23 protein-coding genes are annotated in these 24,544 nt (G+C 68.3%); 16 read left to right on the top strand and 7 right to left on the bottom strand.

The features are described from left to right. The first annotated feature begins 125 nt into the window (after positions 1–125). From aceF to V2J18_RS19310, 4 genes are all read left to right on the top strand, one after another. Positions 126–1,520 (top strand): dihydrolipoyllysine-residue acetyltransferase, encoded by a 1,395-nt coding sequence (aceF, locus tag V2J18_RS19325; RefSeq protein WP_425606071.1) that lies wholly within the window; start codon positions 126–128, stop codon positions 1,518–1,520. A gap of 104 nt (positions 1,521–1,624) precedes the next feature. Beyond that, the gene (locus V2J18_RS19320; RefSeq protein WP_336132620.1) at positions 1,625–2,323 is read left to right on the top strand and encodes a hypothetical protein; all 699 of its coding nucleotides are present in this window, start codon (positions 1,625–1,627) and stop codon (positions 2,321–2,323) included. Positions 2,324–2,420: 97 nt separating this feature from the next. Next, positions 2,421–4,253 carry a dihydrolipoyl dehydrogenase gene (lpdA, locus tag V2J18_RS19315; RefSeq protein ID WP_336132619.1) on the top strand — a complete coding sequence of 611 codons (1,833 nt, stop codon included), beginning with the start codon at positions 2,421–2,423 and terminating at the stop codon, positions 4,251–4,253. A gap of 338 nt (positions 4,254–4,591) precedes the next feature. Further along, positions 4,592–5,266, top strand: coding sequence for a hypothetical protein (locus V2J18_RS19310; RefSeq protein ID WP_336132618.1), 675 nt, complete (start codon positions 4,592–4,594; stop codon positions 5,264–5,266). A gap of 197 nt (positions 5,267–5,463) precedes the next feature. Here the strand turns inward: V2J18_RS19310 and V2J18_RS19305 are convergent, their stop codons facing one another. Then, complete coding sequence (locus tag V2J18_RS19305) at positions 5,464–6,270, bottom strand: hypothetical protein (protein ID WP_064748967.1); 807 nt, start codon at positions 6,268–6,270, stop codon at positions 5,464–5,466. A gap of 313 nt (positions 6,271–6,583) precedes the next feature. Further along, entirely contained in the window at positions 6,584–6,790 is a 207-nt protein-coding gene (locus V2J18_RS19300; RefSeq protein WP_064748966.1) for a DUF2061 domain-containing protein, read from the bottom strand. Between the two features lie 333 nt (positions 6,791–7,123). Here V2J18_RS19300 and V2J18_RS19295 point away from each other — a divergent pair, with 333 nt between their 5' ends. The 9 genes from V2J18_RS19295 to V2J18_RS19255 all read left to right on the top strand — a co-directional run bounded on the left by V2J18_RS19295 (position 7,124) and on the right by V2J18_RS19255 (position 14,499). Beyond that, positions 7,124–7,492 (top strand): hypothetical protein, encoded by a 369-nt coding sequence (locus tag V2J18_RS19295; protein ID WP_075575199.1) that lies wholly within the window; start codon positions 7,124–7,126, stop codon positions 7,490–7,492. A gap of 10 nt (positions 7,493–7,502) precedes the next feature. Next, the gene (gene atpB, locus V2J18_RS19290) at positions 7,503–8,339 is read left to right on the top strand and encodes a F0F1 ATP synthase subunit A (RefSeq protein WP_064748973.1); all 837 of its coding nucleotides are present in this window, start codon (positions 7,503–7,505) and stop codon (positions 8,337–8,339) included. A gap of 76 nt (positions 8,340–8,415) precedes the next feature. Beyond that, positions 8,416–8,685, top strand: coding sequence for a F0F1 ATP synthase subunit C (atpE, locus tag V2J18_RS19285; RefSeq protein WP_064748964.1), 270 nt, complete (start codon positions 8,416–8,418; stop codon positions 8,683–8,685). A gap of 87 nt (positions 8,686–8,772) precedes the next feature. Beyond that, positions 8,773–9,243, top strand: coding sequence for a F0F1 ATP synthase subunit B (locus V2J18_RS19280; RefSeq protein ID WP_064748963.1), 471 nt, complete (start codon positions 8,773–8,775; stop codon positions 9,241–9,243). A 16-nt stretch (positions 9,244–9,259) separates the two neighbouring features. Further along, entirely contained in the window at positions 9,260–9,787 is a 528-nt protein-coding gene (locus tag V2J18_RS19275) for a F0F1 ATP synthase subunit delta (protein ID WP_064748962.1), read from the top strand. A gap of 136 nt (positions 9,788–9,923) precedes the next feature. Beyond that, entirely contained in the window at positions 9,924–11,474 is a 1,551-nt protein-coding gene (atpA, locus tag V2J18_RS19270) for a F0F1 ATP synthase subunit alpha (RefSeq protein WP_336132617.1), read from the top strand. Positions 11,475–11,582: 108 nt separating this feature from the next. Continuing rightward, complete coding sequence (gene atpG / locus V2J18_RS19265; RefSeq protein WP_221671220.1) at positions 11,583–12,446, top strand: F0F1 ATP synthase subunit gamma; 864 nt, start codon at positions 11,583–11,585, stop codon at positions 12,444–12,446. 69 nt (positions 12,447–12,515) lie between these two features. After that, positions 12,516–13,943, top strand: a complete 1,428-nt coding sequence (gene atpD, locus V2J18_RS19260) for a F0F1 ATP synthase subunit beta (RefSeq protein ID WP_064748959.1) — start codon at positions 12,516–12,518, stop codon at positions 13,941–13,943. A gap of 130 nt (positions 13,944–14,073) precedes the next feature. Further along, on the top strand, positions 14,074–14,499 hold the full coding sequence (locus V2J18_RS19255; RefSeq protein WP_064748958.1) for a F0F1 ATP synthase subunit epsilon: 426 nt from the start codon (positions 14,074–14,076) through the stop codon (positions 14,497–14,499). A 152-nt stretch (positions 14,500–14,651) separates the two neighbouring features. On the opposite strand, the gene V2J18_RS19250 is transcribed toward V2J18_RS19255, so the two are convergent. After that, on the bottom strand, positions 14,652–15,035 hold the full coding sequence (locus V2J18_RS19250; protein ID WP_064748957.1) for a GtrA family protein: 384 nt from the start codon (positions 15,033–15,035) through the stop codon (positions 14,652–14,654). A gap of 131 nt (positions 15,036–15,166) precedes the next feature. Between V2J18_RS19250 and V2J18_RS19245 the strand changes: the two genes are divergently transcribed. Continuing rightward, on the top strand, positions 15,167–16,090 hold the full coding sequence (locus tag V2J18_RS19245) for a glycosyltransferase (RefSeq protein ID WP_087960743.1): 924 nt from the start codon (positions 15,167–15,169) through the stop codon (positions 16,088–16,090). Here V2J18_RS19245 and V2J18_RS19240 read toward each other — a convergent pair. Beyond that, on the bottom strand, positions 16,056–17,639 hold the full coding sequence (locus V2J18_RS19240) for a hypothetical protein (protein WP_336132616.1): 1,584 nt from the start codon (positions 17,637–17,639) through the stop codon (positions 16,056–16,058). The two genes, V2J18_RS19245 and V2J18_RS19240, sit on opposite strands and share 35 nt — an antisense overlap. Positions 17,640–17,729: 90 nt before the next feature. Between V2J18_RS19240 and glmU the strand changes: the two genes are divergently transcribed. Next, positions 17,730–19,094 (top strand): bifunctional UDP-N-acetylglucosamine diphosphorylase/glucosamine-1-phosphate N-acetyltransferase GlmU, encoded by a 1,365-nt coding sequence (glmU, locus tag V2J18_RS19235; RefSeq protein ID WP_064748954.1) that lies wholly within the window; start codon positions 17,730–17,732, stop codon positions 19,092–19,094. 113 nt (positions 19,095–19,207) lie between these two features. Next, positions 19,208–20,185 (top strand): right-handed parallel beta-helix repeat-containing protein, encoded by a 978-nt coding sequence (locus tag V2J18_RS19230; protein ID WP_336132615.1) that lies wholly within the window; start codon positions 19,208–19,210, stop codon positions 20,183–20,185. A 278-nt stretch (positions 20,186–20,463) separates the two neighbouring features. On the opposite strand, the gene V2J18_RS19225 is transcribed toward V2J18_RS19230, so the two are convergent. The 3 genes from V2J18_RS19225 to V2J18_RS19215 form a co-directional block, all read right to left on the bottom strand. After that, positions 20,464–21,300 (bottom strand): glycoside hydrolase family 18 protein, encoded by an 837-nt coding sequence (locus V2J18_RS19225; RefSeq protein WP_336132614.1) that lies wholly within the window; start codon positions 21,298–21,300, stop codon positions 20,464–20,466. A 495-nt stretch (positions 21,301–21,795) separates the two neighbouring features. After that, positions 21,796–23,100: a sensor histidine kinase gene (locus tag V2J18_RS19220; protein WP_064748952.1), complete on the bottom strand. Its 1,305-nt coding sequence runs from the start codon at positions 23,098–23,100 to the stop codon at positions 21,796–21,798. Between the two features lie 10 nt (positions 23,101–23,110). Continuing rightward, entirely contained in the window at positions 23,111–24,469 is a 1,359-nt protein-coding gene (locus V2J18_RS19215; protein WP_064748951.1) for a sigma-54-dependent transcriptional regulator, read from the bottom strand. Between the last annotated feature and the right edge of the window lie 75 nt (positions 24,470–24,544).

Raw genomic sequence — 24,544 nt, 5'->3', positions numbered from 1 at the left:
CTGACCCGTCCCGAGGGCGACTTTGTGCCGCTTAGGCCTTTAGTACGCCCCGCCCGGCAACGCGGTTGGCGTGACCGCCTGCAAACGCCACAATAGGGTTTTCGCGCATTGCGGAGCCCCACGAAATGGCTGAGTTGAAGGAAGCACGCGTCCCCGATATCGGCGACTACGACGGCGTACCCGTCATCGAACTGCTGGTCGCGGTCGGCGACACGGTGACCCGGGACCAGAGCCTGGTCACGCTGGAATCCGACAAGGCCACCATGGAAGTGCCGGCGCCGTTCGCCGGCATCGTGCGCGAACTCAAGGTCAAGATCGGCGACGAGCTGTCGGAAGGCAGCGTGGTGGCGCTGATCGAGGTCGCCGACGGCGAGGCCAAACCGGCGCCGGCGCAAGCGGCGGCTCAGCCGGCCGCCGCGGCCGCTCCGGCCAAGGTCGAAGCCCCGGCCAAGAGCGAACCGGCCCCGGCCAAGGCCGCCGCGCCGACTCCGCCGGCGGTCCTGGCCGGCGCCGGCCAGAACACCGACCCGGAAGCCATGCCGCCGCGCAGCCCGCCGGTGGCCTTCACCGCCGACGAACTGATGCCGGACAAGGTGCCCTACGCCAGCCCGGCGGTGCGCTTGTTCGCGCGCGAGTTGGGCGTCGACCTGGCCCGCGTCACCGGCAGTTCGCGTGGCGGCCGGATCAGCAAGGAAGACGTGCAGTCCTTCGTCAAGGGCGTCATGCAGTCGGCGGTCGCGCCGGGCGCACCGGCCGGCGCCGCGCCGTCGCTGGGCGGCGGCCTCAACCTGCTGCCGTGGCCGAAGGTCGACTTCAGCAAGTTCGGCGAAACCGAAACCAAGCCGCTGACTCGCATCCAGAAGCTCTCCGGCGCCAACCTGGCGCGCAATTGGGCGATGATCCCGCACGTCACCCAGCACGACGACGCCGACATCACCGACCTGGAAGCGCTGCGCGTGGCGCTGAACAAGGAAAACGAGAAGGCCGGCATCAAGCTGACCATGCTCGCGTTCCTGATGAAGGCCTCGGTGTCGGCGCTGCAGAAGTTCCCGACCTTCAACGCCTCGCTCGATGCGACCGGCGACAACCTGACCCTGAAGAAGTACTTCCACATCGGCTTCGCCGCGGACACCCCGAACGGCCTGGTCGTGCCGGTAGTGCGCGACTGCGACAAGAAGGGCGTGCTGCAGATCGCCAAGGAAACCGGCGAACTCGCCGCCAAGGCGCGCGACGGCAAGCTCGGCCCGGCCGACATGAGCGGCGGCTGTTTCTCGATCAGCTCGCTCGGCGGCATCGGCGGTACCGCGTTCACCCCGATCGTCAACGCGCCGGAAGTGGCGATCCTGGGCGTGTCCAAGTCGGCGACCAAGCCGGTCTGGGACGGCAAGCAGTTCGCGCCGCGCCTGATCCTGCCGCTGTCGCTGTCCTACGATCACCGCGTGATCGACGGCGCCGCCGCTGCCCGTTTCACCGCCTACCTGGGCCAGCTGCTCGGCGACATGCGCCGCGTGCTGCTGTAAAAGCGTTCGTCGGGACCGGCGCGGCTCGCCGCCGCCGGTCGCACGGCGCCCTGCGCGCCGCCGATCGCTTCCAGCCCCGACGTCCTACAGGAATGCCCGACGCCATGAGCCGCCACGCCCTCGCTTCCGCCTCCCGCCGTCCGCGTCGCCGCGGCCTTTCCGTCTGCGCCCTGGCCGCACTGCTGTCGGTCGCGCCGCTGGCGCAGGCCGAGGACGATTGCCGGGCCGCGCTCGGCCGCGGCTGGCCGCCGGCGACCGAGAACCACGGCTCGGCGGTGGAGCAACTGCTCGCGGCCAAGGCCGCGCCGCAGCTGAGCCTGACGTACCTGCCGGCGCGCGGCGCCGAAAGCGGCCTGCTGCTGATCCCCGGCGACGGCGACTGGACCCTGCGCCATGCCGCGGCCAGCGAGCGCGTCGCGGCGTGGGCGTCCTCGCGCAACGGCGGCGCCCTGCAGCTGCGCGTGGACCAGGAGGTCGAGAACGAAGAGGCGCCGATCCCGGCGCCGCTGGCGCAGCGCTTGGTCGCCAGTTGGAAACGTGCCTTGGCGACCATCGTGCCGGAAGACCGCGGCGCGGAGTTCACCGACAAGGACCAGTTGCTGTTCGTGGTCGACGGCCTGCGCGTCAGCGGCCTGCGCCCGGACTGCGGGGCGGGCGAGCTGATGATGGATCAGGCCGGCCTGCTGACCGAGGCCTCGAACGAAAGCGCCTCCAAGCGCGAGCGCCGCTGGCGCGAGCTGGAGGAGTCGCTGGACGAGCTCGACCGCCGCCTGAGCGAGGCATCCGCGCCGCCGGCCGGCTGAGCGCGACGCCGCGACGGCCGCGCGCCGTCCCCCACCCGCGAGCGCGGCCGGCCCCGCCGCCTCGCCACCGAGATACGAATCAAAGGAATCCAGCGCCATGGCCAGCAGCATCGAAGTAAAGGTCCCCGACATCGGCGATTACGACGACGTACCCGTGATCGAATTGCTGGTCGCGGTCGGCGACACGGTCAAGAAGGACCAGAGCCTGGTCACCCTGGAGTCGGACAAGGCGACGATGGAAGTGCCCTCGTCGGCCGACGGCGTGGTCAAGTCGCTCAACGTCAAGGTCGGCGACAAGGTCTCCGAGGGCGCGGTCATCGCCATCCTCGAAAGTGCCGACCTCGAAAGTGCCGATAGCGCCCATGGCGCAGCGGCCAAGCCGGCCGCTGCCGCCCCCGCCGCGGAAACCCAGCCCGCGCCGGCCGCCGCCGCGCCGGCCGAAGCGCCCAAGCCGGCCGCCGCGCCGGCGCCCGCCGCCGCGGCCGCCAGCGGCCGCAAGGCCGACCTCGAGTGCCGCATGCTGGTGCTCGGTTCCGGCCCCGGCGGCTACACCGCCGCGTTCCGCGCTGCCGACCTCGGCCTGGACACGGTCCTGGTCGAGCGCTACGCCAGCCTCGGCGGCGTCTGCCTCAACGTCGGCTGCATCCCCTCCAAGGCGCTGCTGCATGCCGCCGCGGTGATCGACGAGGCCGAACACGCCGGCGACTACGGCGTCAGCTTCGGCAAGCCGACGATCGACCTGGCCGCGCTGCGCAAGTACAAGGAGAAAGTGGTCGGCCAGCTGACCAAGGGCCTGGCCGGCATGGCCAAGCAGCGCAAGGTGCGCACCGTGACCGGCGTCGGCACCTTCGTCTCGGCCAACGAGCTGGAAGTGCAGGGCGAGGCCGGCACTCAGCTGATCCGTTTCGAGCAATGCATCATCGCCGCCGGTTCGCAGGCGGTGAAGCTGGGCAATTTCCCCTGGGGCGACCCGCGGGTGATGGACTCCACCGACGCGCTGGAGTTGGCCGAAGTGCCGGCCAGGCTGCTGGTGGTCGGCGGCGGCATCATCGGCCTGGAAATGGCGACCGTGTACCGCGCGCTCGGCAGCGAGGTCACGGTGGTCGAGTTCATGGACCAGCTGATGCCGGGCGCCGATCCGGACCTGGTCAAGCCGCTCGCCGACCGGCTCAAGAAGCAGGGCGTGGCGGTGCATCTGAAGACCAAGGCCGCCGCCACCGAAGCCTTGAAGGACGGCATCAAGGTCTCGTTCGAAAGCGCCGAAGCCGGCAAGGCCCCGGCGCTGGAATCGGGCGTCTACGACCGCGTCCTGGTCGCGGTCGGCCGCGCGCCCAACGGCGCCAAGATCGGCGCCGACAAGGCCGGGGTCCAGGTCACCGAGCGGGGCTTCATTCCGGTCGACCGGCAGATGCGCACCAACGTGCCGCACATCTTCGCCATCGGCGATCTGGTCGGCAATCCGATGCTGGCGCACAAGGCCACCCACGAGGGCAAGCTCGCGGCCGAAGTCGCCGCCGGCGAGAAGAAGGAGTGGGTGGCGCGGGTGATTCCGTCGGTGGCCTACACCGATCCGGAAATCGCCTGGGTCGGCGTCACCGAGGCCGAAGCCAAGGCCAAGGGCCTGCGCGTCGGGGTGGGCAAGTTCCCGTGGGCGGCCAGCGGCCGCGCCATCGGCCTGGGCCGCACCGAGGGCTTCACCAAGCTGATCTTCGACGAAGCCACCCACCGCATCGTCGGCGGCGGCATCGTCGGCGTGCACGCCGGCGACCTGATCGCCGAGGTCGCCCTCGCCATCGAGATGGGCTGCGAAGTCGCCGACATCGGCCACACCATCCACCCGCACCCGACCCTGAGCGAGTCGGTCGGCATGGCGGCCGAAGTGTTCGACGGCACCATCACCGATCTGTACATCCCGAAGAAGAAGGGCTGATCGGCGCCGTCCCGGCGGCGGCGCGGCTCGGGCCGCGCCACGCATCGGGAGCGGCTGTCCGGGCCGGGCTTCTGGAGAGGTAGGGGCCGGCCGCTACGGAACTGCGGCAACGCGACGCCTGGCGGCAAGCCAGGCGTCCCAGCGAGGCAAGCCAAGGAGAACGTCGATGGCCTGGATTCGTTCGATCCGATTCGCGCATGGCCCTTCTCGTTGCCGCCTGGGCACCGCGGACTGGCTCCGGCCGGCATGGCGGGCGATTTGCCTGGCCGTGGCCGTGGCGATCTGCGCGCCCGCTGCGGCGACCGTGGTCTTACCGGAGTTTCCCTCCGGTCAAGACTATGCGGACTGCCCCGGCGGCCGGGCTTGGTCCGACGCGGCCGCCGCGCGCGCAGCGGGCGCAGGCCCGGCGCGAAGCGCGCGCCGAACCGCGCGACCCGGAACTGCGGACGGCCCTGCTGCAATGGTCCGGCGGTGCGAGCGCGACCGAACTGATGTCGCAGGCTTCGATGGCCGACTACAACCAGTCGCTGCGCAAGGCTTTCGGGCATCCGGACACCGACGAGGTGCGCGCCGAGCGCGCCCAGGCGCAGGCCAAGGCCATGCAGATGCGCGAGTTCCTCCGGCGCGATCCGCTGCCGGGGTTGGCCGAGGTCGGCGAGGACGGCCTGGAAGTGCTGTGGTACGGCATCACCGCGGTCCGCGACGATGCGGCGTTCCAGCGCGAGGCGGGCGAGCGTTTCCTTCGCGCCGAGCTCGCCTCGCCCGGGGCGCCGGCGTATTACCTGCACGGCGTCGCCGAGCGCATCGATCGGGCCTTGATCGACGACGGGCAACCGCAGCGCTACGGCACCGCGCACGAGTATCGGGACGGCAAGCGGGTAGTGCGCACGCCGAGCGACGACGAGGCCGCGATGGAAGCGCGGCGCGCGCGCCTGGGCCTGATGCCCGCCGCGCTGGAAACCTGCCTGCGCCAGCGTTTGGACAATCCTTACGGCTGGCTGCCGGACCTGTAGCGCTTCTCGCCAGGTCCGGAACGGCGCGAGCCGCGGTCGATCGAAGCGGTGCGTGCGAACGCGGCCGCTGAAGCCGCGAGCCTTCGAGCTTCGTGGGCAAACGTTGGGCGTGGACGGCTTCGGCCCTGCGCGGCAGGCCGCCGCTTCGGACGGCCGCCTGCGCCGCTCCCGCCCGACGGGAGGCGGCGCCGGGGGATTCAGAACGAGAACGTCACCCCCGCCATCGGCCCCTTGAAGCGCTGGTCCAGGCCGAGCACGCCGTCGCGGCCGCTGCGGCGCGCGTCGATCTTGAACCAGTCGTAGCCGACGAAGGCGCCGATCGCCGGGGTGAAGCGGTATTCGACCAGGGCATTGGCGCGGCTCAGGTCGCCTTCGTAATCGCCGAAGTCGCCCCAGTCGGCGTCGAGGTACTGGCCCTGCACGACGAAGCGCCAGCGATCGTTCGGCGCCACGGTCAGGCGCGTGCCGACGACCGGCGCGTAGCCGTCTTCGCTAGAACTGGTGCGGTAGCTGTCGGGGCCGGAAGCGGCGCGCAGCTTGCCTTCGAGCTTGGCGTACTCCACGCCGATCTGCAGGCCCCAGCTGACGGTCTGGGTTTCGACCACGGCGTAGTCGTAGACCAGGCTGGCGAGTTCGAACTTGGCCTTGGCCTCGGCGAAGCTGCCGGCGGGAAGGGTGGTGTCGCCGAAGGACACGTTCTCGCTGAGCGTGGCGCGGCGCTTCTTGTCGTAGCCGAAGTAGTTGAACAGCAGGCGATTGCGTTCGCTGAAACGGAACAGCCCTTCGATCCGCGGCACGGTTTCCTCGCTGCCGAAATCGAAGTCCTGGCTGAAGCGGTAAGGATCGCCGCGGAACGTGGTGCCGGCGCTGAGTTCGCCGCTGGCGTCGACCGACATCGCGCCGAGGCGCACGGTGAAGCGGTCGTCTTCCGCGCGCGCGGGCAGGGCGGCGCAGGCGCCCGCGGCGGCGAGCGCGAGCGTCAAGGGCAGGAATCTGGAAGTCACGGAGGCGCTCCATCTGCGATCTGCGGGGGAATGACGGCGTATTCATGTGCCGTCGCGTCCATCAATGCCCGCGGCGGAGTAGCGCATCCGTGAAAAAAGCGTCGCTCGCCCGTTGCGGCAAAGCGCGATGTCTCAAACAGCGAACCCGTAGACGCAAAAAACGGACCTAAAGGCGAAGCCCCGGCGGATCAGGCCGGGGCTTCGGGGTGCCCGCCGCTGCTTTGCCATTGACGAGGAGAGAGTGGCGGCGGGCGTTCCCGAATACTGACCGGCGCCTCGGCGAAAGGTTCCGCCGTTCGTCAAAGAATTCGCTTCAGGACGCCAGCGCCGGGGAGGCGGCCGCGGCGCGGCGGCGCTCGATCCGCTTCCAGACCTTCTCGTGCAGGTGGAAGGCGACCGTGTTGCAGGCCGGCTCGACCAGGGCCAGGGCGCCGCCGACCCAGACGCTGCCCGTCATCAGGTAGCCGACCAGGAAGGCGACCGAGAAATGCACGCAGGCGAAGCTCAGGGTCTTGGTCATGGCGCGAGGCCTTGTTGAGAATTGTTCTCAACAATACGCCGGTTCCGGGGAAAGGCAAATCGAAAAAACAGCGCGTTGTGATAGCTTTCACCTATCGGTTGCGGGGGCCGTATCGCCTGCTTACCTCACGGGTAATTCAACGACGGCGGGGTTCCGGCGACAGTGTCGGCATGAAAGGCCGCCTCCGTCACCCGCCTGCCGCGATAGAAGCCATAGACCGGACAATCGTTGACCGCCCTGTGACGTCGCCGGTTGCCGCAAAGTCGGCCGCGTTCTATACTTTTGCGGCTCTAACGGGCGCTTTGCGCCACTCCCCAGACCGACGAGACCCGCGTGCACGATCCATTGTCCGCAGGCCGCCGGCTGGCGTCGCGCGCGATTGCCTGGCAAGCCGGCGCGATGGCGCTGGCGGCGCTGGCCTTCCTCCCCCTCGGCGCGACGCATGCGCTGGCGGCGGCGGTCGGCGGCGCGGCGGCGACCGTGGGCAGCCTCGTAGCCGCCAGGATGGCCTTGGGGGGCGGCGTGCAACCGGCCGGGATGGCAGTCGGGCGGTTGCTGGTCGGAGTCATATTCAAGTGGGTGGCGGTGCTGGCGGTGCTGGGGCTTGGAATGGCCTGGTGGCGTTTGCCTCCACTCCCAATGCTGGTGGGACTGCTCGCGGCGACGCTGGGCTTCGTGCTGGCCAATCTTTTGAAACGATAAGGTGTCTTTCGTGAGTGAACAGACCGGTTCGGGCGGCCTGAACGAATACATCAAGCACCATTTGACCCACAACACCAGTGAGGTCTTTGGCAGCGAAGCGTTGTCGAAGTTCAATTTCGACTCGTGGATCGTCGCCTTGGTGCTCGGCCTGCTATTCATCCTTTGGTTCGGTCTGGCGGCGCGCAAGGCGACCGCGGGGGTGCCGAGCAAGGGCCAGGCCTTCGTCGAGATCATCCTCGAGTTCATCGACGGCCAGGTCAAAGACACCTTCCACGGCGACCGCCGTTCGGTGACGCCGCTGGCGCTGACCATCTTCATGTGGGTCGCGTTCATGAACACGATGGACCTGCTGCCGCTCGACCTGTTCGGCTGGCTGGTCCACACCTTCGCCGGCGCCGAAGCCGCGCACCACACCTATTTCCGCGCGGTTCCGACCGCCGACCTCAACACCACGTTCGCGATTTCGACCTCGGTGTTCTTCATCCTGATCGGCCACGCCATCTCGGCCAAGGGCGGTCTGGGCTTCGGCAAGGAACTGGTCACCGCGCCGTTCCACGCCCACGGCCCGATGAAGCTCGCGCTGGTCCCGGTCAACCTGGTCATGAACATCATCGAGTGGCTGGTCAAGCCGGTTTCGCTCGCGATGCGACTGTTCGGCAACATGTACGGCGGCGAGCTGGTGTTCATGCTCATCGCCGGCCTGATGGGCAGCGTGGCTACCTTCGTGCCGGGCGTGCTCGCCAACGCCGCCTGGGCGATCTTCCACATCCTGATCATCCTGCTGCAGGCCTTCATCTTCATGATCCTCACGGTCGTCTACATCGCCGGCGCCCGCGAGAGTCACTGATTCCGGTTCCAAATCGCGTCACCCCCATTCGTTTTCCCTTTCACCGTTTAGCACTACCTTTACCAGGAGAAGCACCATGGAGTTCATCGCCAACGTTCAGGGTCTGACCGCCATCGCGATCGGCATCATCATCGGTCTCGGCGCGCTCGGCGCCTGCCTCGGCATCGCGCTGATGGGCTCGAAGTTCCTCGAATCCGCCGCCCGTCAGCCGGAACTGGTGCCGATGCTGCAGGGCCGCATGTTCCTGCTCGCCGGCCTGATCGACGCGGCGTTCATCATCGGCCTCGCCGTCGCCCTGTTCTTCGCGTTCGCCAACCCGCTGATCAGCGTCCTGCAGGCCGGCTGATCCGTGTCGGTCCGCGCCCGCGGGCGCGGACCGGGCAATCCGGGCCGGTAAGCGCCGGCCCAACGTAAGCAACGTCGAGGACCCGTCATGAATCCCAACATGACTTTCTTCGGCCAGATGCTCTCCTTCGCGATCCTCGTTTGGTTCACGATGAAGTTCATTTGGCCGCCGCTGAATGCAGCGATCGAAGAGCGCCAGAAGAAAATCGCCGAAGGCCTGGCCGCTGCCGAGCGCAGCCAGAAGGACCTTGCCCAGGCGCAGGAAAGCGTCGACGCCGCGCTGCGCGAAGCCCGCACCAAGGCCAACGAGATCATCGAGCAGGCGCATCAGCGCGCCAATCAGATCGTCGACCAGGCCAAGACCGATGCGATGGTCGAAGCCACCCGCCTGAAGGCGCTGGCCGACGCCGAGATCGCAGCGGCCGCCGACCGCGCCCGCGAAGACCTGCGCAAGCAGGTGTCCGCGCTGGCCGTGACCGGCGCCGAGAAGCTGCTCAAGCGCGAAATCGACGCCAACGCCCACAAGGCGCTGCTCGACGAGCTGGCCGCAGAAATCTGATCGGAACGCCCACGCGATGAGCCAGAACCTCACCCTCGCCCGTCCGTACGCCCGCGCCGCCTTCGCGCTCGCGCGCGATGCCGGCCGCTCCGCCGAATGGTCGCAGGCGCTCGCCTTTTCGGCGCGCGTCGCCGCCGACCCGCAGGTGCAGGCGGTCCTCGGCCACCCGCAGCTGAGCGCGGCCGACGCCGTCGGCCTGGTCGCGATCGACGGCGCGGACGAATCGGTGCAGCGCTTCCTGGCGCTGCTCTCCGACAACCGTCGCCTCGGCCTGCTGCCGGAAATCGCCGGTCTGTTCGAAGAGCTGCGCGCCGACGCCGACCGCGTGGTCAAGGCCAAGGTCACCTCCGCCAGCGACCTGCCGGCGGCCGAGCTGGACTCGATCAAGGCCGCGCTGGTCAAGCGCTTCGGCCGCCAGGTCGAAGTCGAGACCGCGGTCGACGCTTCGCTGATCGGCGGCGCGGTGATCGACGCCGGCGACGTCGTCATCGACGGCTCGCTGAAGGGCAAGCTCGCGCGCCTGCAGACGGCGCTGGCCGGCTGAAGCCGGGATTCGGGTTTCGGGATTCGGGATTCGAGAAGCCAAGGCTTGAACGAATCCCGAATCGCCAATCCCCAATCCCAAACAAAAGAAAGCACCCGCGCGTCGCCCATCGCGATGCAGGACCAAGGAAACGACAATGGCAAGCACCCAGCTCAACCCGTCCGAAATCAGTGAACTGATCAAGACCCGCATCGAGAAGGTCAAGCTGGCCGCCGAAGCGCGCAACGAAGGCACCGTCACCTCGGTGTCCGACGGCATCGTGCGCATCCACGGCCTGGCCGACGTGATGCAGGGCGAAATGATCGAACTGCCGAACAACACCTTCGCCCTGGCGCTGAACCTGGAGCGCGACTCGGTCGGCGCCGTGGTGCTGGGCGATTACGAGCACCTCAGCGAAGGCGACACCGCCAAGACCACCGGCCGCATCCTCGAAGTGCCGGTCGGCCGCGAGCTGCTGGGCCGCGTCGTCAACGCGCTGGGCGAGCCGATCGACGGCAAGGGCCCGATCGCCGCGACCATGACCGCTCCGGTGGAGCGCGTGGCCCCGGGCGTGATCTGGCGCAAGTCGGTCGACCAGCCGGTGCAGACCGGTTACAAGTCGGTCGACGCCATGATTCCGATCGGCCGCGGCCAGCGCGAGCTGATCATCGGCGACCGCCAGACCGGCAAGACCGCGATGGCGATCGACGCGATCATCAATCAGAAGGGCACCGGCATTAAGTGCATCTACGTCGCGATCGGCCAGAAGGCCAGCTCGATCGCCAACGTGGTGCGCAAGCTGGAAGAGAACGGCGCCCTGGCCCACACCATCGTGGTCGCCGCGACCGCGTCGGAATCGGCCGCGATGCAGTACATCAGCGCCTACTCGGGCTGCACCATGGGCGAGTTCTTCCTCGACCGCGGCGAAGACGCGCTGATCGTGTACGACGATCTGTCCAAGCAGGCCGTGGCCTACCGTCAGATCTCGCTGCTGCTGCGCCGTCCGCCGGGCCGCGAAGCCTACCCGGGCGACGTGTTCTACCTGCACAGCCGCCTGCTCGAGCGCGCCGCGCGCGTCAACGAGGACTACGTCGAGAAGTTCACCAACGGCGAAGTGAAGGGCAAGACCGGTTCGCTGACCGCGCTGCCGATCATCGAAACCCAGGCCGGCGACGTCTCGGCGTTCGTTCCGACCAACGTGATCTCGATCACCGACGGCCAGATCTTCCTGGAAACCGACCTGTTCAACGCCGGCATCCGCCCGGCGGTCAACGCCGGCATCTCGGTGTCGCGCGTCGGCGGCGCGGCCCAGACCAAGATCGTCAAGAAGCTGTCGGGCGGCATCCGTATCGCCCTGGCCCAGTACCGCGAGCTGGCGGCGTTCGCCCAGTTCGCCTCGGACCTGGACGAAGCCACCCGCAAGCAGCTCGAGCGCGGCCAGCGCGTGACCGAGCTGATGAAGCAGAAGCAGTACGCTCCGATGCCGATCGCCCTGCAGTCGCTGTCGATCTACGCGGTCGACAAGGGCTTCATGGACGACGTGCCGGTGAACAAGATCGGCGCGTTCGAAGAAGCGCTGCATTCGCATTTCGTCAACACCAACGGCGCGCTGATCGAGAAGGTCAACAGCACCGGCGACTGGAACGACGAAATCGAAGGCGCCTTCAAGAAGGGCATCGAAGAGTTCAAGGCGACCGGCTCTTACTGAGCCGGCGGGATTAGGGATTCGGGATTGGGGATTGGCTGAAGAGAGACGCGGGATCGGTTCGAACGAATCCCGAATCCCGAATCGCCAATCCCGTGAGCGGAGCGAGCAATGGCCGGCGGCAGAGAAATCAAAACCAAGATCAAGAGCGTGCAGAACACCCGCAAGGTGACCCGCGCGCTGGAAATGGTCTCGGCTTCCAAGATCCGCAAGGCGCAGGATCGGATGAAGACCTCGCGCCCGTACGCGCGCGTGATCAAGCAGGTGATCGGTCACCTGGCCCAGGCCAATTCCGATTACCGGCATCCGTACATGGTCGAGCGCAAGGACGTGAAGCGCGTCGGCTACGTGATCGTGTCGTCCGACCGCGGCCTGGCCGGCGGCCTCAACAACAACCTGTTCCGCAAGCTGCTCGGCGAGTTCCGCAAGTGGCAGGAGCAGGGCGTCGAGGTCGACGTGGTCACCATCGGCCAGAAGGCCTCGGTGTTCTTCCGCCGGATCAAGGTCAACATGCTGGCTTCGGTCACCCACCTGGGCGACCAGCCGCACCTGGAGCAGCTGGTCGGCGTGATCAAGGTGATGCTGGACGCCTACAGCGCCGGCAGCATCGACCGCGTATTCGTCTGCTACAACGACTTCGTCAACACCATGACCCAGCGCGCGGCGTTCGATCAGCTGCTGCCGCTGCCGGAACCGGAGACGCAGGTCGCCAAGCACGACTGGGACTACATCTACGAACCCGATGCGCAGACCGTGCTCGACCACGTGCTGACCCGTTACATCGAGTCGCTGGTGTACCAGGCGGTGTTGGAGAACGTGGCCTCCGAGCATGCCGCGCGCATGGTCGCGATGAAGGCGGCGAGCGACAACGCCACCAAGCTGATCGGCACCTTGAACCTGGTCTACAACAAGGCCCGTCAGGCAGCGATCACCCAGGAAATCTCCGAAATCGTCGGCGGCGCCGCGGCGGTCTAACCCATCCGGTGGGCGCGGCCGGCCGGCCTGCGACCACGAGCAGCATTGAAAGTTACTGAGGAATCAAAGATGAGCAGCCAGGGCAAGATCGTTCAGATCATCGGTGCGGTCGTCGACGTGGAATTCCCGCGCGATGCGGTGCCGAAGGTGTACGACGCGCTGAAGGTCGAGAACACCGCCATCACGCTCGAGGTGCAGCAGCAGCTCGGCGACGGCGTCGTGCGCGCCATCGCGCTGGGCTCCACCGACGGCCTCAAGCGCAACCTGATCGCGACCAACACCGGTCGCGCGGTGTCGGTGCCGGTCGGCGCGGCCACCCTGGGCCGGATCATGAACGTGCTCGGCGAGCCGATCGACGAGCGCGGTCCGGTCGAAAGCGACGTGCATTGGGAAATCCACCGCGCCGCCCCGGATTACGCCGACCAGTCCTCGGGCAACGAGCTGCTGGAAACCGGCATCAAGGTCATCGACCTGATGTGCCCGTTCGCCAAGGGCGGCAAGGTCGGCCTGTTCGGCGGCGCCGGCGTCGGCAAGACCGTCAACATGCTCGAGCTGATCAACAACATCGCGACCGAGCATTCGGGTCTGTCGGTGTTCGCCGGCGTGGGCGAGCGTACCCGCGAGGGCAACGACTTCTACCACGAAATGTCCGACGCCAACGTCATCGTGCAGGACGACCTGTCGAAGTCGAAGGTGGCGATGGTGTACGGCCAGATGAACGAGCCGCCGGGCAACCGTCTGCGCGTCGCCCTGACCGGCCTGACCATGGCCGAGTACTTCCGCGACGAGAAGGACGCCAACGGCAAGGGCCGCGACGTGCTGTTCTTCGTCGACAACATCTACCGCTACACCCTGGCCGGCACCGAAGTCTCGGCGCTGCTGGGCCGCATGCCGTCGGCGGTGGGCTACCAGCCGACCCTGGCCGAGGAAATGGGCGTGCTGCAGGAGCGCATCACCTCGACCAAGACCGGTTCGATCACCTCGATCCAGGCCGTGTACGTGCCCGCGGACGACCTGACCGACCCGTCGCCGGCGACCACCTTCGCCCACCTCGACGCCACCGTCGTGTTGAGCCGCAACATCGCCGCGCTGGGCATCTACCCGGCGGTCGATCCGCTCGACTCGACCTCGCGCCAGCTCGACCCGAACGTGGTCGGCGTGGAGCACTACGAGACCGCGCGCCGCGTCCAGGCCACCTTGCAGAAGTACAAGGAGCTCAAGGACATCATCGCGATCCTGGGCATGGACGAGCTGTCGGAAGAAGACAAGACCGCCGTGGCCCGCGCGCGCAAGATCGAGCGCTTCTTCTCGCAGCCGTTCCACGTCGCCGAAGTGTTCACCGGCGCCCCGGGCAAGTACGTGTCGCTGAAGGACACCATCCGCGGCTTCAAGGGCATCGTCGAAGGCGAGTACGACCACCTGCCGGAGCAGGCGTTCTACATGGTCGGCGGCATCGAAGAAGCGGTCGAGAAGGCCAAGAAGATGGGCGTGGGCTGAGACGCCTGACGGCGTCTCGGGATTCGTGACTCGTGGTTCGGGATCGGCGAAGGCCGATCTCCGTACGTCGCATCTACGAATCCCCAATCCCTAATCACCAATCCCGTCGAACGAGCGAAGCGAGAGAGACATGGCATCCACCTTCCGTTGCGACATCGTCAGCGCCGAGGAAGAAATCTTCCACGGCGAAGCGACGCTGCTGGTCGCCACCGGCGAGATCGGCGAGCTCGGTATCGCCCCGCGGCACGCGCCGCTGATCACCCGCCTCAAGCCCGGCAAGGTCGTGGTGACCCTGCCCAGCGGCGAGCAGCTGGATTTCGCCGTGTCCGGCGGCATCCTCGAAGTGCAGCCGCAGGTCGTGACCGTGCTGGCCGACACCGCGATCCGCGCCCAGGACATCGACGAGGCCGCCGTGCGCGCGGCCAAGGAAGAAGCCGAGCGCGCGCTGGCCAACCGCGGCCCGCAGATGGACGTCGCCGAAGCCCAGGCCAAGCTGGCCGAGGCGATGGCGCAGTTGCAGGCGCTCGAGCGCCTGCGCAAGAACGTCAAGCACTGATCGGTCGCGCTGCGGCCCGATGCGAAAACGCCGGCCCCGCGCCGGCGTTTTCGTTTCTGCGTGGCGCGTCCGCGCTCTGTAGGAGCGGGTCAGCCGCGAGCGCAATCCGGTGCGATCGCGGTGCCGGCGGTCAGCCGCTACGTCCGCGAACCTCAGCGCCGATACACCCAATGGCGCGAGATCAGGAAACCGACGCCGCCGAGGACGATTTCGATCAAGGGCTTGGCCAGCCAGGTCCATCGGAGCCCGGCGTAGTCGTCGACCGTGCCTACCGCCCAGGTGCTGACCAGGGTGGTGCCGATCCACATGGTCACGAAGCGGCCGAACTGGCGCCGTCCCACCGTGGTGTCGTCGCCGGCGAAGGTGAAGCGGCCGTTGAGCCAGAACCCGAGCATGGCGCCGCTGATGCGTCCGGCCAAGTTGGCGGCCTCCACCGGCATGCCCAGGTGGCTGAGCCCGACCATGACGCCCCAGTCGAGGACGTACTGCAGGGCGCCGAAGATGAGGTAGTTGCGGCCCTGGCGGGTCAGGCTCATGCGCGACGGCCCTCGCGCGAGGCGAAGGGGGCGGAGCGTACGGCAGCGGACTGGGAACCGGGCATTCGCGCATTCTAGCCACACGACCCTGTACCATCGCGCCCAATCCCATGGCCTCCCGGAGCGGCGGTTTGCGCAGCGCGGTCCTGATCCCTTGCTACAACGAAGCCAAAACGGTGGCCAAGGTGGTCGCCGATTTTCGCCGCGCGCTGCCCGATGCCGAGATCTGGGTGTTCGACAACGCCAGTAGCGACGACACCGCCGCGCTGGCGCTTGGCGCCGGCGCGCGGGTGCGGCGGGTGCCGGCCAAGGGCAAGGGCAACGTGGTGCGGACCATGTTCCGAGAGGTCGAGGCCGACGTGTACCTGATGGTGGACGGCGACGACACCTATCCGGCCGAACACGCCTTGGCCCTGCTCGAGGATGTGATCGAAGGCCGCGCCGACATGGTCGTCGGCACCCGCCTGGAACAGCACGATTCGGATTCGTTCCGGCGCTTCCACGGCTTCGGTAACAAGCTGGTGCGTTGGAGCATCGGCCGCCTGTTCGGCCAACCGGTGCGCGACGTGCTGTCGGGCTATCGCGCGTTCTCGCGCCGTTTCGTCAAGTCGATGCCGGTGCTGTCGCGCGGTTTCGAGATCGAAACCGAAATGACCGTGTTCGCGATGGCCAACGCCTTCGTGCTCAGCGAGCGCACCGTGCCCTACGGCGTGCGCCCGGAAGGCAGCGAGTCCAAGCTCAACACCTTTCGCGACGGCTTCCGGGTACTGCGCACCATCGGCTTTCTGTTCAAGGACCTGCGCCCGCTGCTGTTCTTCGGCACCGCCGCGCTGCTGGCGGCGCTGGCCAGCGTCGGCTTCGGCGCTTTCGTGGTCCACGAGTACAGCCTCACCGGCGCGGTCACTCATCCTTCGACCGCGGTGCTCGCCGCGGCCTTGGCGCTGACCGCGTTCATCCTGCTGGCCACCGGCCTGATCCTGGACACGGTCAACCGGCGTTCGAACGAGATCCTGCGCCTGATCACCGACCAGGTGGTGCGTTACAAATCGGAGTGAACGGCTCGCGCCGCAGCGGGCACAGCTCCAATCGCGCCAGGCTGTCTTCGATCGGACGGCAAGCGCCGTCCAGGTGCAGCCCATACAGGCTCATGCGCTGCGCGGCGATCGCATCGACCGCCACTGGACGCAGCAGCCACAGCGGCCCCGGATGCGTCGCGATGCCGTGCTCGACCTGTCGTTGCAGGCGCGTGCAGCGCTGCGGGTCCATGAAGTTGTTGCGGATCGCGTACAGCGGCACCTCGCGCGGCAGGAACGCGGCGGCGTGGCCGATCGGTTCCTCGGTGCTGGACACGATCAGGCTGCCGGGCGGCAGCGCGGGGAAGGCGACCGAAATCATCGGCGTGCGGAACGGATCGCGGCCCCAGCCGGGATGCTTGGTCGGCGCGATCGCGAGCAACGCGCCGAGCACGAGGGCGGTACGGGTCCAGCGCCGCGCGAACGCCTGCGACAGCAGGCCGACGATCAGCAGCGAGCACAGCAGCTCCAGCGGCAGCAGATAGCGGTAGATGCTGTAGACGCCGAGCCAGAACGCGTAGCTGGTCAGGACGAAGCCCAGCAGCGGCCAACGCAGCGCCCGCGCCGCGCTTTGCGCGCTGTCCGCGGATTCCGCCGCGCCATCGCGGCGGCGCCCCGCCCACAGCCAGCCGGCGAGCGCGGCGAAGCCGAGCAGCAGGCGCGCGTCGGCCAGCGAGGCCTCGGAGAAATCGTTGCTCTTGCGCAGCAGGCGCAACGGCACGTTCAACGCGTCCCAGGCGGTCTGCGGCAGGAAGCGCAGGTCGCGCCGATCTTCGAACAGCGCGTCGGGCGAATGGAACCAGTGATTGAAATAGGGAAACAGCGGATTGCCGTGGTGCTGCCATAGATACCAGCCCCATGGCCCCCAACTCAGCGCGGCGCCGATGAGTCCGCCCACGGCCAGCGCGCACAGCCGCGCCGGCGCCTGCCGCCAGGGCCCGGCCAGCGCCGCGGCGGCGACGAAGCCCAGGCAGTACATCGCCGCCGTCAGCTTCAGCCCGGCGGCGAGTCCGCCGAGCAGGCCGATCGGCAGCCAGGTCTTCCAGGCGCCGCGGTGCGACTGCGAATCGGCCATCCACCACAGGCCGCCGAGTACGAAAGCGGCGACGATGTGGTCGTTGAAGGTCGCCGCCGCGCCCGGATAGACCGCCGCGCCGGTGATCGCGACCAAGCCGGCCATCCAAGTGCGCAGCGGGCTGCGCTGCGCCGGCCACAGGCGGTCGAGCAGGCGCAAGCCGAACGACAGGGCGAGGAAGGTCGGCAGCGCCAGCCATAGCGACACCAGCCAACCGCCCGCGCCGGCGCGCACCAGCAACGCGAACGGCAGATCGGCGATGGGGTTGTGCCAGGTCTGCATCTGCGCCGCGGCGATGTCGGTCTGCAGCCGACCGTCCAGCCATGCCAACGGCGTATACAAATGATAGTTACGCAGGTCCCAGTTCGCGTCCTGGCGCTGCACCAGGGCTGCGAGCAGGGTGAAGAACAGGGCCACGGCGGCGGCGGGGCGCCAGGAAACTCGCTCAGCGGACATGCAGGGTCCCGCAATCGACAGTTGCTAAGATTCGGCCCGGGCGCGGCATGCGCGTCAAGGAATCGGACATTCTCGATGGCTCGTGATTCGATGAACCAGTTGCATATCGTCATCCTCGCCGCGGGCGAGGGCAAGCGGATGAAGTCGGCCACCGCCAAGGTGCTGCAGAAGATCGCCGGGCGGCCGATGCTGGCGCACGTGATCGACACCGCGCGCGCGCTGAACCCGGCCGGCATTCATGTGGTCTACGGCCACGGCGGCGAGCAGGTGCGGGCCGCGTTCGCCGGCCAGGACGACCTGTCCTGGGCCGAACAGAGCGAACGCCTGGGCACCGGCCATGCGGTGCAGCAGGCGATGCCGGACGTGCCGCAGGACGCGCGCGTGCTGATCCTGTACGGCGATGTGCCGCTGATCGCGCCGAACACCCTGCAACGCCTGCTCGCGGCACCGGGGCGGATCGCGGTGCTGGTCGCCGATCTCGACGACCCGACCGGTTACGGCCGCATCGTGCGCGATCCGGAAGGCCGGGTCGGCCGCATCGTCGAGCACAAGGACGCCGATGAGGAGCAGCGCGCGATCCGCACCGTCAACACCGGCATCCTGGTCGCCGACGGCGAACCGCTGCGGCGCTGGCTGGAGCGCCTGGGCAACGACAACGCCCAGGGCGAGTACTACCTGACCGACGTGTTCGGCTCGGCCGCGGCCGAGTACACCGCGGCCGAGATGGTCCACGTCGACGACCCGATCGAGGTCGAAGGCGCCAACGATCCCTGGCAGCTGGCCCAGCTCGAGCGCGCGTTCCAGCGCCGCGCCGCGCGTGCGTTGTGCGTGCAGGGCGCGCGCCTGGCCGATCCCGCGCGCTACGACCAGCGCGGCACGGTGACGGTCGGGCGCGATGTCGAGATCGATGTCGACGTGGTCCTCGAAGGCACGGTCGAACTCGGCGACGGCGTGCGCATCGGTCCGTTCAGCCGGCTCAAGGACGTGCGCCTGGGCGCCGGCACCGAAGTGCGCGCGCATTGCGATCTCGACGGCGTGGTGGTCGAGGGCGCCGCGCAGATCGGCCCGTATTCGCGCCTGCGTCCGGGCACGGTGCTGGCCGACGGCGCCCACGTCGGCAACTTCGTCGAGACCAAGAACGCTCGGGTCGGCGTCGGCAGCAAGGCCAACCATCTGACCTACCTCGGCGACGCGGTGATCGGCGCCGGGGTCAACGTCGGCGCCGGCACCATCACCTGCAACTACGATGGGGTCAACAAGTCGGTGACCACGATCGAGGACGGCGCCTTCATCGGTTCCAACGCTTCGCTGGTGGCGCCGGTGACGATCGGCAAGGACGCGACCATCGCCGCCGGTTCGGTCATCACCCGCACGGCGCCGGCCGGCGAACTGACCGTGGCGCGCGCGCGCCAGGCCACGGTCGAAGGCTGGAAGCGCCCGGTCAAGAAGAAGTAAGCGCGACGCCACGGAACGCGCCGGAGCGGCGCGTTCCGTGATGCGCGGCACCGCAGCGCGCGCGACGCGCGCGCTAGCCTGCCCTGGCGCGGGGGACGCGCGGGGGCCGACCGATGATCACCAGGCTCGCCGGCGCGACGCTGGCCGCAGTCGCCTTGCTGTGCGCGCCGCCGGCGCAGGCGGTGTTCCGCCTGTACCTGGCGGCCGACGGCGACGACGCCCGCGACGGACGCAGCGCCGCGACCGCGATCCGCACGCTGGCCCGCGCCGACCGGCTGCTGCAAGCCCATGCGCCGCGCGAGGACATCGAGATAAGGATCGCGCCGGGGACCTACCGCGGCCAACAGGTCCTATGGACGTACTTGAACGGTCACCGCATCAGCTTCCTGCCGACACCCGGCGCGGGCACGCGGCCGGTGTTCGATGGCGGCGGCAGCGCCGGCACCTGGTTCGAGCTGCGCAGCGCCGCCGGCGCGTCGAAACTGCAGTTCCGCTATCTGACCGTGACCAACTACTGGCTCGGCATCGATCTGGTCGGCGACCGCAACGACCCGGCCGGCGGCTGGAACGGCTACAACGAAGTGCGCAACCTGCGCTTCGTCCGCATCGGCGGCCGCTACGGCGCGGGTCCGGCGCCGTACTCGTACGCGGCGGTGCGGCTGATCAATTCGCGCTACAACGGCTTGTACGACAATCACTTCGAGTCGATCGAGAATCCCGGCGAGTACTCGGGCTATCTGCACGCGATCTACCTCGCCCACGGCGCCAGCGCCAACCGGATCGAACGCAACCGTTTCGTCGCGGTCAACGGCGACGCGATCCGCACCCGCGACGGCGCCGACGCCAACCGGATGGCCGACAACGTCTTCGACCGGGCCGGAAAGCGCGCGGCTTACTCGGATTGGTACTGCATCGAGCGCTGCACCCTGCCGCGGCCGGAATGCCCCTCGGCCGGCAACGTGTTCCGCGACAACCGGGTGGGCGATGGCTACTACGGCGCGGTCCCGTCGACGCTGCTGTTCGGCGCCGACGATGCCTGTGGTGCCTTGGCCGAGCCGCGGCTGATCGAATCCGGGACGGTGCGCGACTAGGCCAGTCGGGGCGGTCGCGACGGAGCGGGGGGCCTAATCCGCGCGTGGAAGACGCAGGGCGAACTTCGTGCGGTGCAGGCGCGCTCCGCTTTTCCGCTTCCAGCCGCTTTGCGCGCGCGTCGGGCAGAGACCTGTAAAACCTGTCCGGGCGCCCTGGGCCCCCGCTCGCGCGGGATGACGGCGAAAGGGCTGCGCGCGAGGCAGGCAACCGCTTCGCCCGCGCCGCTTCGCCCGTCATGCCCGCGCAAGCGGACCTCCGGGGGTTTCAGTGTGCTGCCTCAAGGCATGTATTCGACCGACTCGGTGGCGCCGGCCTGGGCTTTGACGATCTCGGTGTAGTACTGCGCCGCCGCGGTCCGGTCGAGGAAGGCGTTCGGCGCCCAGATCATCACGCCCTGGTAGCCGCCGTTGGCGACGCTCTGGGCGATCGACCGCGCCTGCGAGGCCGAGCTGAATTCCGGCGAGATGCCGAGGAACAAGCTGCTCTTGGCCATGCCGTAGCCGACGTACGGGGCCAAGTAACCGACGCTGCCGGCGTAGGTCATCTCGTAGCCTTCGGTCAGCTGATTGGCGGCGTTGTAGGGCGAGCGGAAGTACTGCGAGTCCGACCACAGCGCCTTGCTCAGGGTCTTGCCGCCGAAGTAGGGGTGGGCGCGGATCGCCTTGAGTACGGCATAGAACGAACTCGCGCTGCCCGAGCATGTCGAGTATTCGTCGTCGACGCTGATGCCGTCGAGCCCGTACTTGATCACGTCGGCGACCATCGCGTTGGCGAGCCTGGTCGCGGTCCTGGAGGTCATGTTGCACGACCAGCCGGCGTTCTGATGATTGCCCAGGTACGAGATCTGCACCTTGATCCCGTTGTTCTGCAACTGGCGGACGGCGTCGATGTTCTGATTCAGGATCGTGCTCATCTCCGTGTTGTAGTACAGAACGGGCGTATTGGGCGTGCTGCCGTTGATGTTGGCGGCGAACAGCACCAGATCGGAAAAGAACGGTTTGCCCGTGCTCTTCACGCGATAGTGGGCGATGTCCTTGACGTCCTGCGGCGAAGGATTGTTGAGGAAAACGACGTTGCGCGCTGCGCACGCGCCGAAACTAGCGAGCATTGCCATTAGACCGAGAGCCAAAAGCGTAGATTTGCGAAGCATTGGCGAATCTCCTCTTCCATTGTTTGGAAAAACAGCTCGATTGGCGGACGCGAAACGATCGTCGAACGCGCACGTCCACGCCAGAAACGAAGCGCAGGGCGTTTCACCCTACGGTGCGCGCGGCGGAATTCGTGCGGGAGTCGGTTGCGATGCGTATCGCCGCGCAAGCGTGGGTCAAGCGCCGCGCCAAGACCATGCGCTCGTTCGCGAATCGGCGAGTCCGCGCTCGGCAATCGCGGTAGACGCGAACCGGGAGCGGAAAGTCGAGCCGGCCCGCCAGGCGTCGGCGCGATGGCAACCGATGCGCGCGCATCGGAGCCGGATCGGCCACGGCGTGGCGCAGACGATTGGTTCGCGCCGGCTCGCTGCGCACCGTAGCAGCGGCGGCGGAGCCATCGCGGCTGCGGCTGCGATCGGCTCGGCCAGGCAATGCGCGCACGCGCGGCGCGGGCGAGCGTTTCAGTCCGGCAGCACCATCGACACGCATAGCCCGCCGCCCTGGCGGTTGAGCAGGGCGATGCGGCCGCCATGGGCTTCGGCGATCTCGCGCGCCAGCGCCAGTCCCAGGCCGGTGCCGTTGCGCTTGGTCGAATAGAACGGCAGCAGGGCGTTGGCGAGCACGGCATCGTTCATGCCGCTGCCGCGGTCGAGCACGTCGATGCGCCAGGCGTCCTGGACCCGACGCAGCTGCAGCCGCACTTCGTCCGGCGCCGAGCCCGATTCGTGCGCGTTCTTGAGCAGATTGATCAGGCTCTGTTCGAGCTGGGCCGCGTCGACTCGGGCCACCGCTTCGCCGGGCACGCCGTCGTAGACGAAGGCGACCTGACTGCGCAGTTGTTCGATGAACCGCGACCACTCGATCGGTTGCAGCCGCGGCGCCGGCAGCTTGGCGAAGCGGGCGTAGTCGCGGATGAAGCCTTCCAGGTGGCGCGCGCGCTCTTCGATGGTCTGCAGCGCGGTCGGCAGGCGTTCGTGCTGGCCGCGCCGCAGCAGTTCGGCGCCGGAATGGGCCAGCGAGGCGATCGGCGCCAGCGAATTGTTGAGCTCGTGGCTGATCACCCGGATCACTTTCTTCCAGGTCTGCACTTCCTGCCGGCGCAGCTCGGCGGTGAGCTGACGCAGCAACACCAATTCGTGGGCGCGGCCGTTGAGACGGAAGATGCGCCGCGACAGGTGATAGATCTCTTCGTTCTCGATGTCGCCGACGCTGAACATGCCGTCGCCGCCGCGCTCGAAGGCCTCCTGCATCGGCCACGGCGCGCGCGCCAGCAGTTCGGCGAAATCCTGGCCCTCCAGGCGCCGGCCTTCGCCGAGCATCTTGCGCGCGGCGAGATTGCCGTGAACGATGCGCCGGCTCGGATCGACCAGCAGCATCGCCACCGGCGTGTTCTGGACCATGGTGTCGAGCAGCAGCTCGCGCTGGACCAGGCTCAGGCGCTGCTCGCGCAGCGCATCGCCGAGGCGGTTGTGGCTGGCGACCAGTTCGCCCAGGTCGCCGCCGCCGGTCCAGTGGAAGCTGATCGAATAGTCGCCGTCGCGGTAGCTGGCCACCGAGCCGGCGAGCGCGCGGAACAGCGAATTCATCGGCGCGAACGCGCGCCGCACGTGGTAGATCAGCAGCGGCGCCAGTATCGCGAGCACGATGGCCAGCGCCAGCCAGCGATTGGACAGATAGCCCGACAGCCACAAGGTCGCGGCCGCGCCCGCGGCAAGGTAGATCAGCGCGATCGCGGCGAAGACCAGGCTCAGGGACGGACGGCGCATGCGGGCGGCCTCAGTCGCGCCGGATGCCGAGGCGGTCGAGGCGGCGATACAGCGCTTGCCGCGACAGGCCCAGTTCGCTCGCGGCCTGCGCCAGCACGCCGCCGGCGCGCTCCAGCGCAGCCTCGATCGCCGCGCGATCGGGTTCGTCGGCAGCGCCGTTGCCGGTCGCGCCGGACGCCGGCAACGGCAGGCCGAGATCGGTCGCGCCGATGATCTGGCTGCGCGCCAGCAGGGCGGCACGCTGCAACGTGTTGCGCAATTCGCGCACGTTGCCCGGCCAGGCGTGGGCGAGCAGGGCCTGTTCGGCGTCCTCGCCCAGTCGCTTGCCGGACCCGAGCGGGTTGGCCTGGAGGAAATGCCGCGCTAAAGGCAGTACGTCGTCGCGGCGCTCGGCCAGCGGCGGAATGTCGATCTGGATCGTATTGAGTCGGTAGTACAGGTCTTCGCGGAAGCGGCCATCGCGGATCATCGCCGGCAGATCGGCGTTGGTCGCGCTGATCACGCGCACGCTGACTTGGCGCTCCCGGTTGGAACCCAGGCGTTCGAAGCGTCCGGTTTCGAGTACGCGCAACAGCTTCATCTGTCCGGCCGGCGGCAGGTTGCCGATCTCGTCGAGGAACAGGGTGCCGCCGTCGGCGGCCTCGAATTTTCCTTCGCGCGACCGGTTGGCGCCGGTGTAGGCGCCGGCGTCGGCGCCGAACAATTCGGCCTCGATCAGCTCGGTAGGCATCGCGCCGCAGTTGAGGGTGACGAAGGGACCGGACTTCACCGCCGAATTGGCCTGCACGATTTCGGCGATCTTCTCTTTGCCGGCGCCATTGGGGCCGGTGATCAGCACCGGTACGTCGGCGCGCGCGACCTGACCGGCCAACTCGATCACCGCGGCCAGGCGTTCGGAGCCGAACACCAGCCCGCGCAGGTCGAAACGCGCTTCCAGGTCGCGGTGGCGCTTGCGCCGCTGCTCGTGCAGGCGCGAGACCTCGCGGGTGCTGGCGCCGAGTTCGAGCAGGTTTTCGACGCTGGCGAGCAGCTTCTGGTCGTCCCAGGGCTTGGCCAGGTAGTCGGCGGCGCCGGCCTTGGCCAAGTCGACCGCGATGTCCAGATGGGTCCAGGCGGTCAGCAGGATGATCGGCAGGTCGGGATGGCGCGTGCGGATCGCCCGGAACAGGGCCACGCCTTCCTGGCCGGACGTGGTGTCGGCGCTGAAGTTCATGTCCTGCAGCACCAGGCCGACGTCTTCGCGCGCCAGCAACGCCAGGCCTTCCTCAGGCGATTGCGCGGCGATCACCCGAATCTCGCGCAGGCCGAACAGCAGGTCCAGAGCAGTGGCGACCGCGGGGTTGTCGTCGATGACCAAGACCGTGCGCATCGGGATTCCATTGTGCGTGCGACGGCGCGAAACCGCGCCGCCGTAGTGCGTGGAGTATGCCAGCGTCGCCCATGG

The organism is Lysobacter firmicutimachus (genome assembly GCF_037027445.1).
Lineage (GTDB): Bacteria > Pseudomonadota > Gammaproteobacteria > Xanthomonadales > Xanthomonadaceae > Lysobacter > Lysobacter firmicutimachus.
The sequence above is the reverse complement of the archived record's forward strand: the minus strand, read 5'-3'. Positions and strand labels throughout refer to the sequence as shown.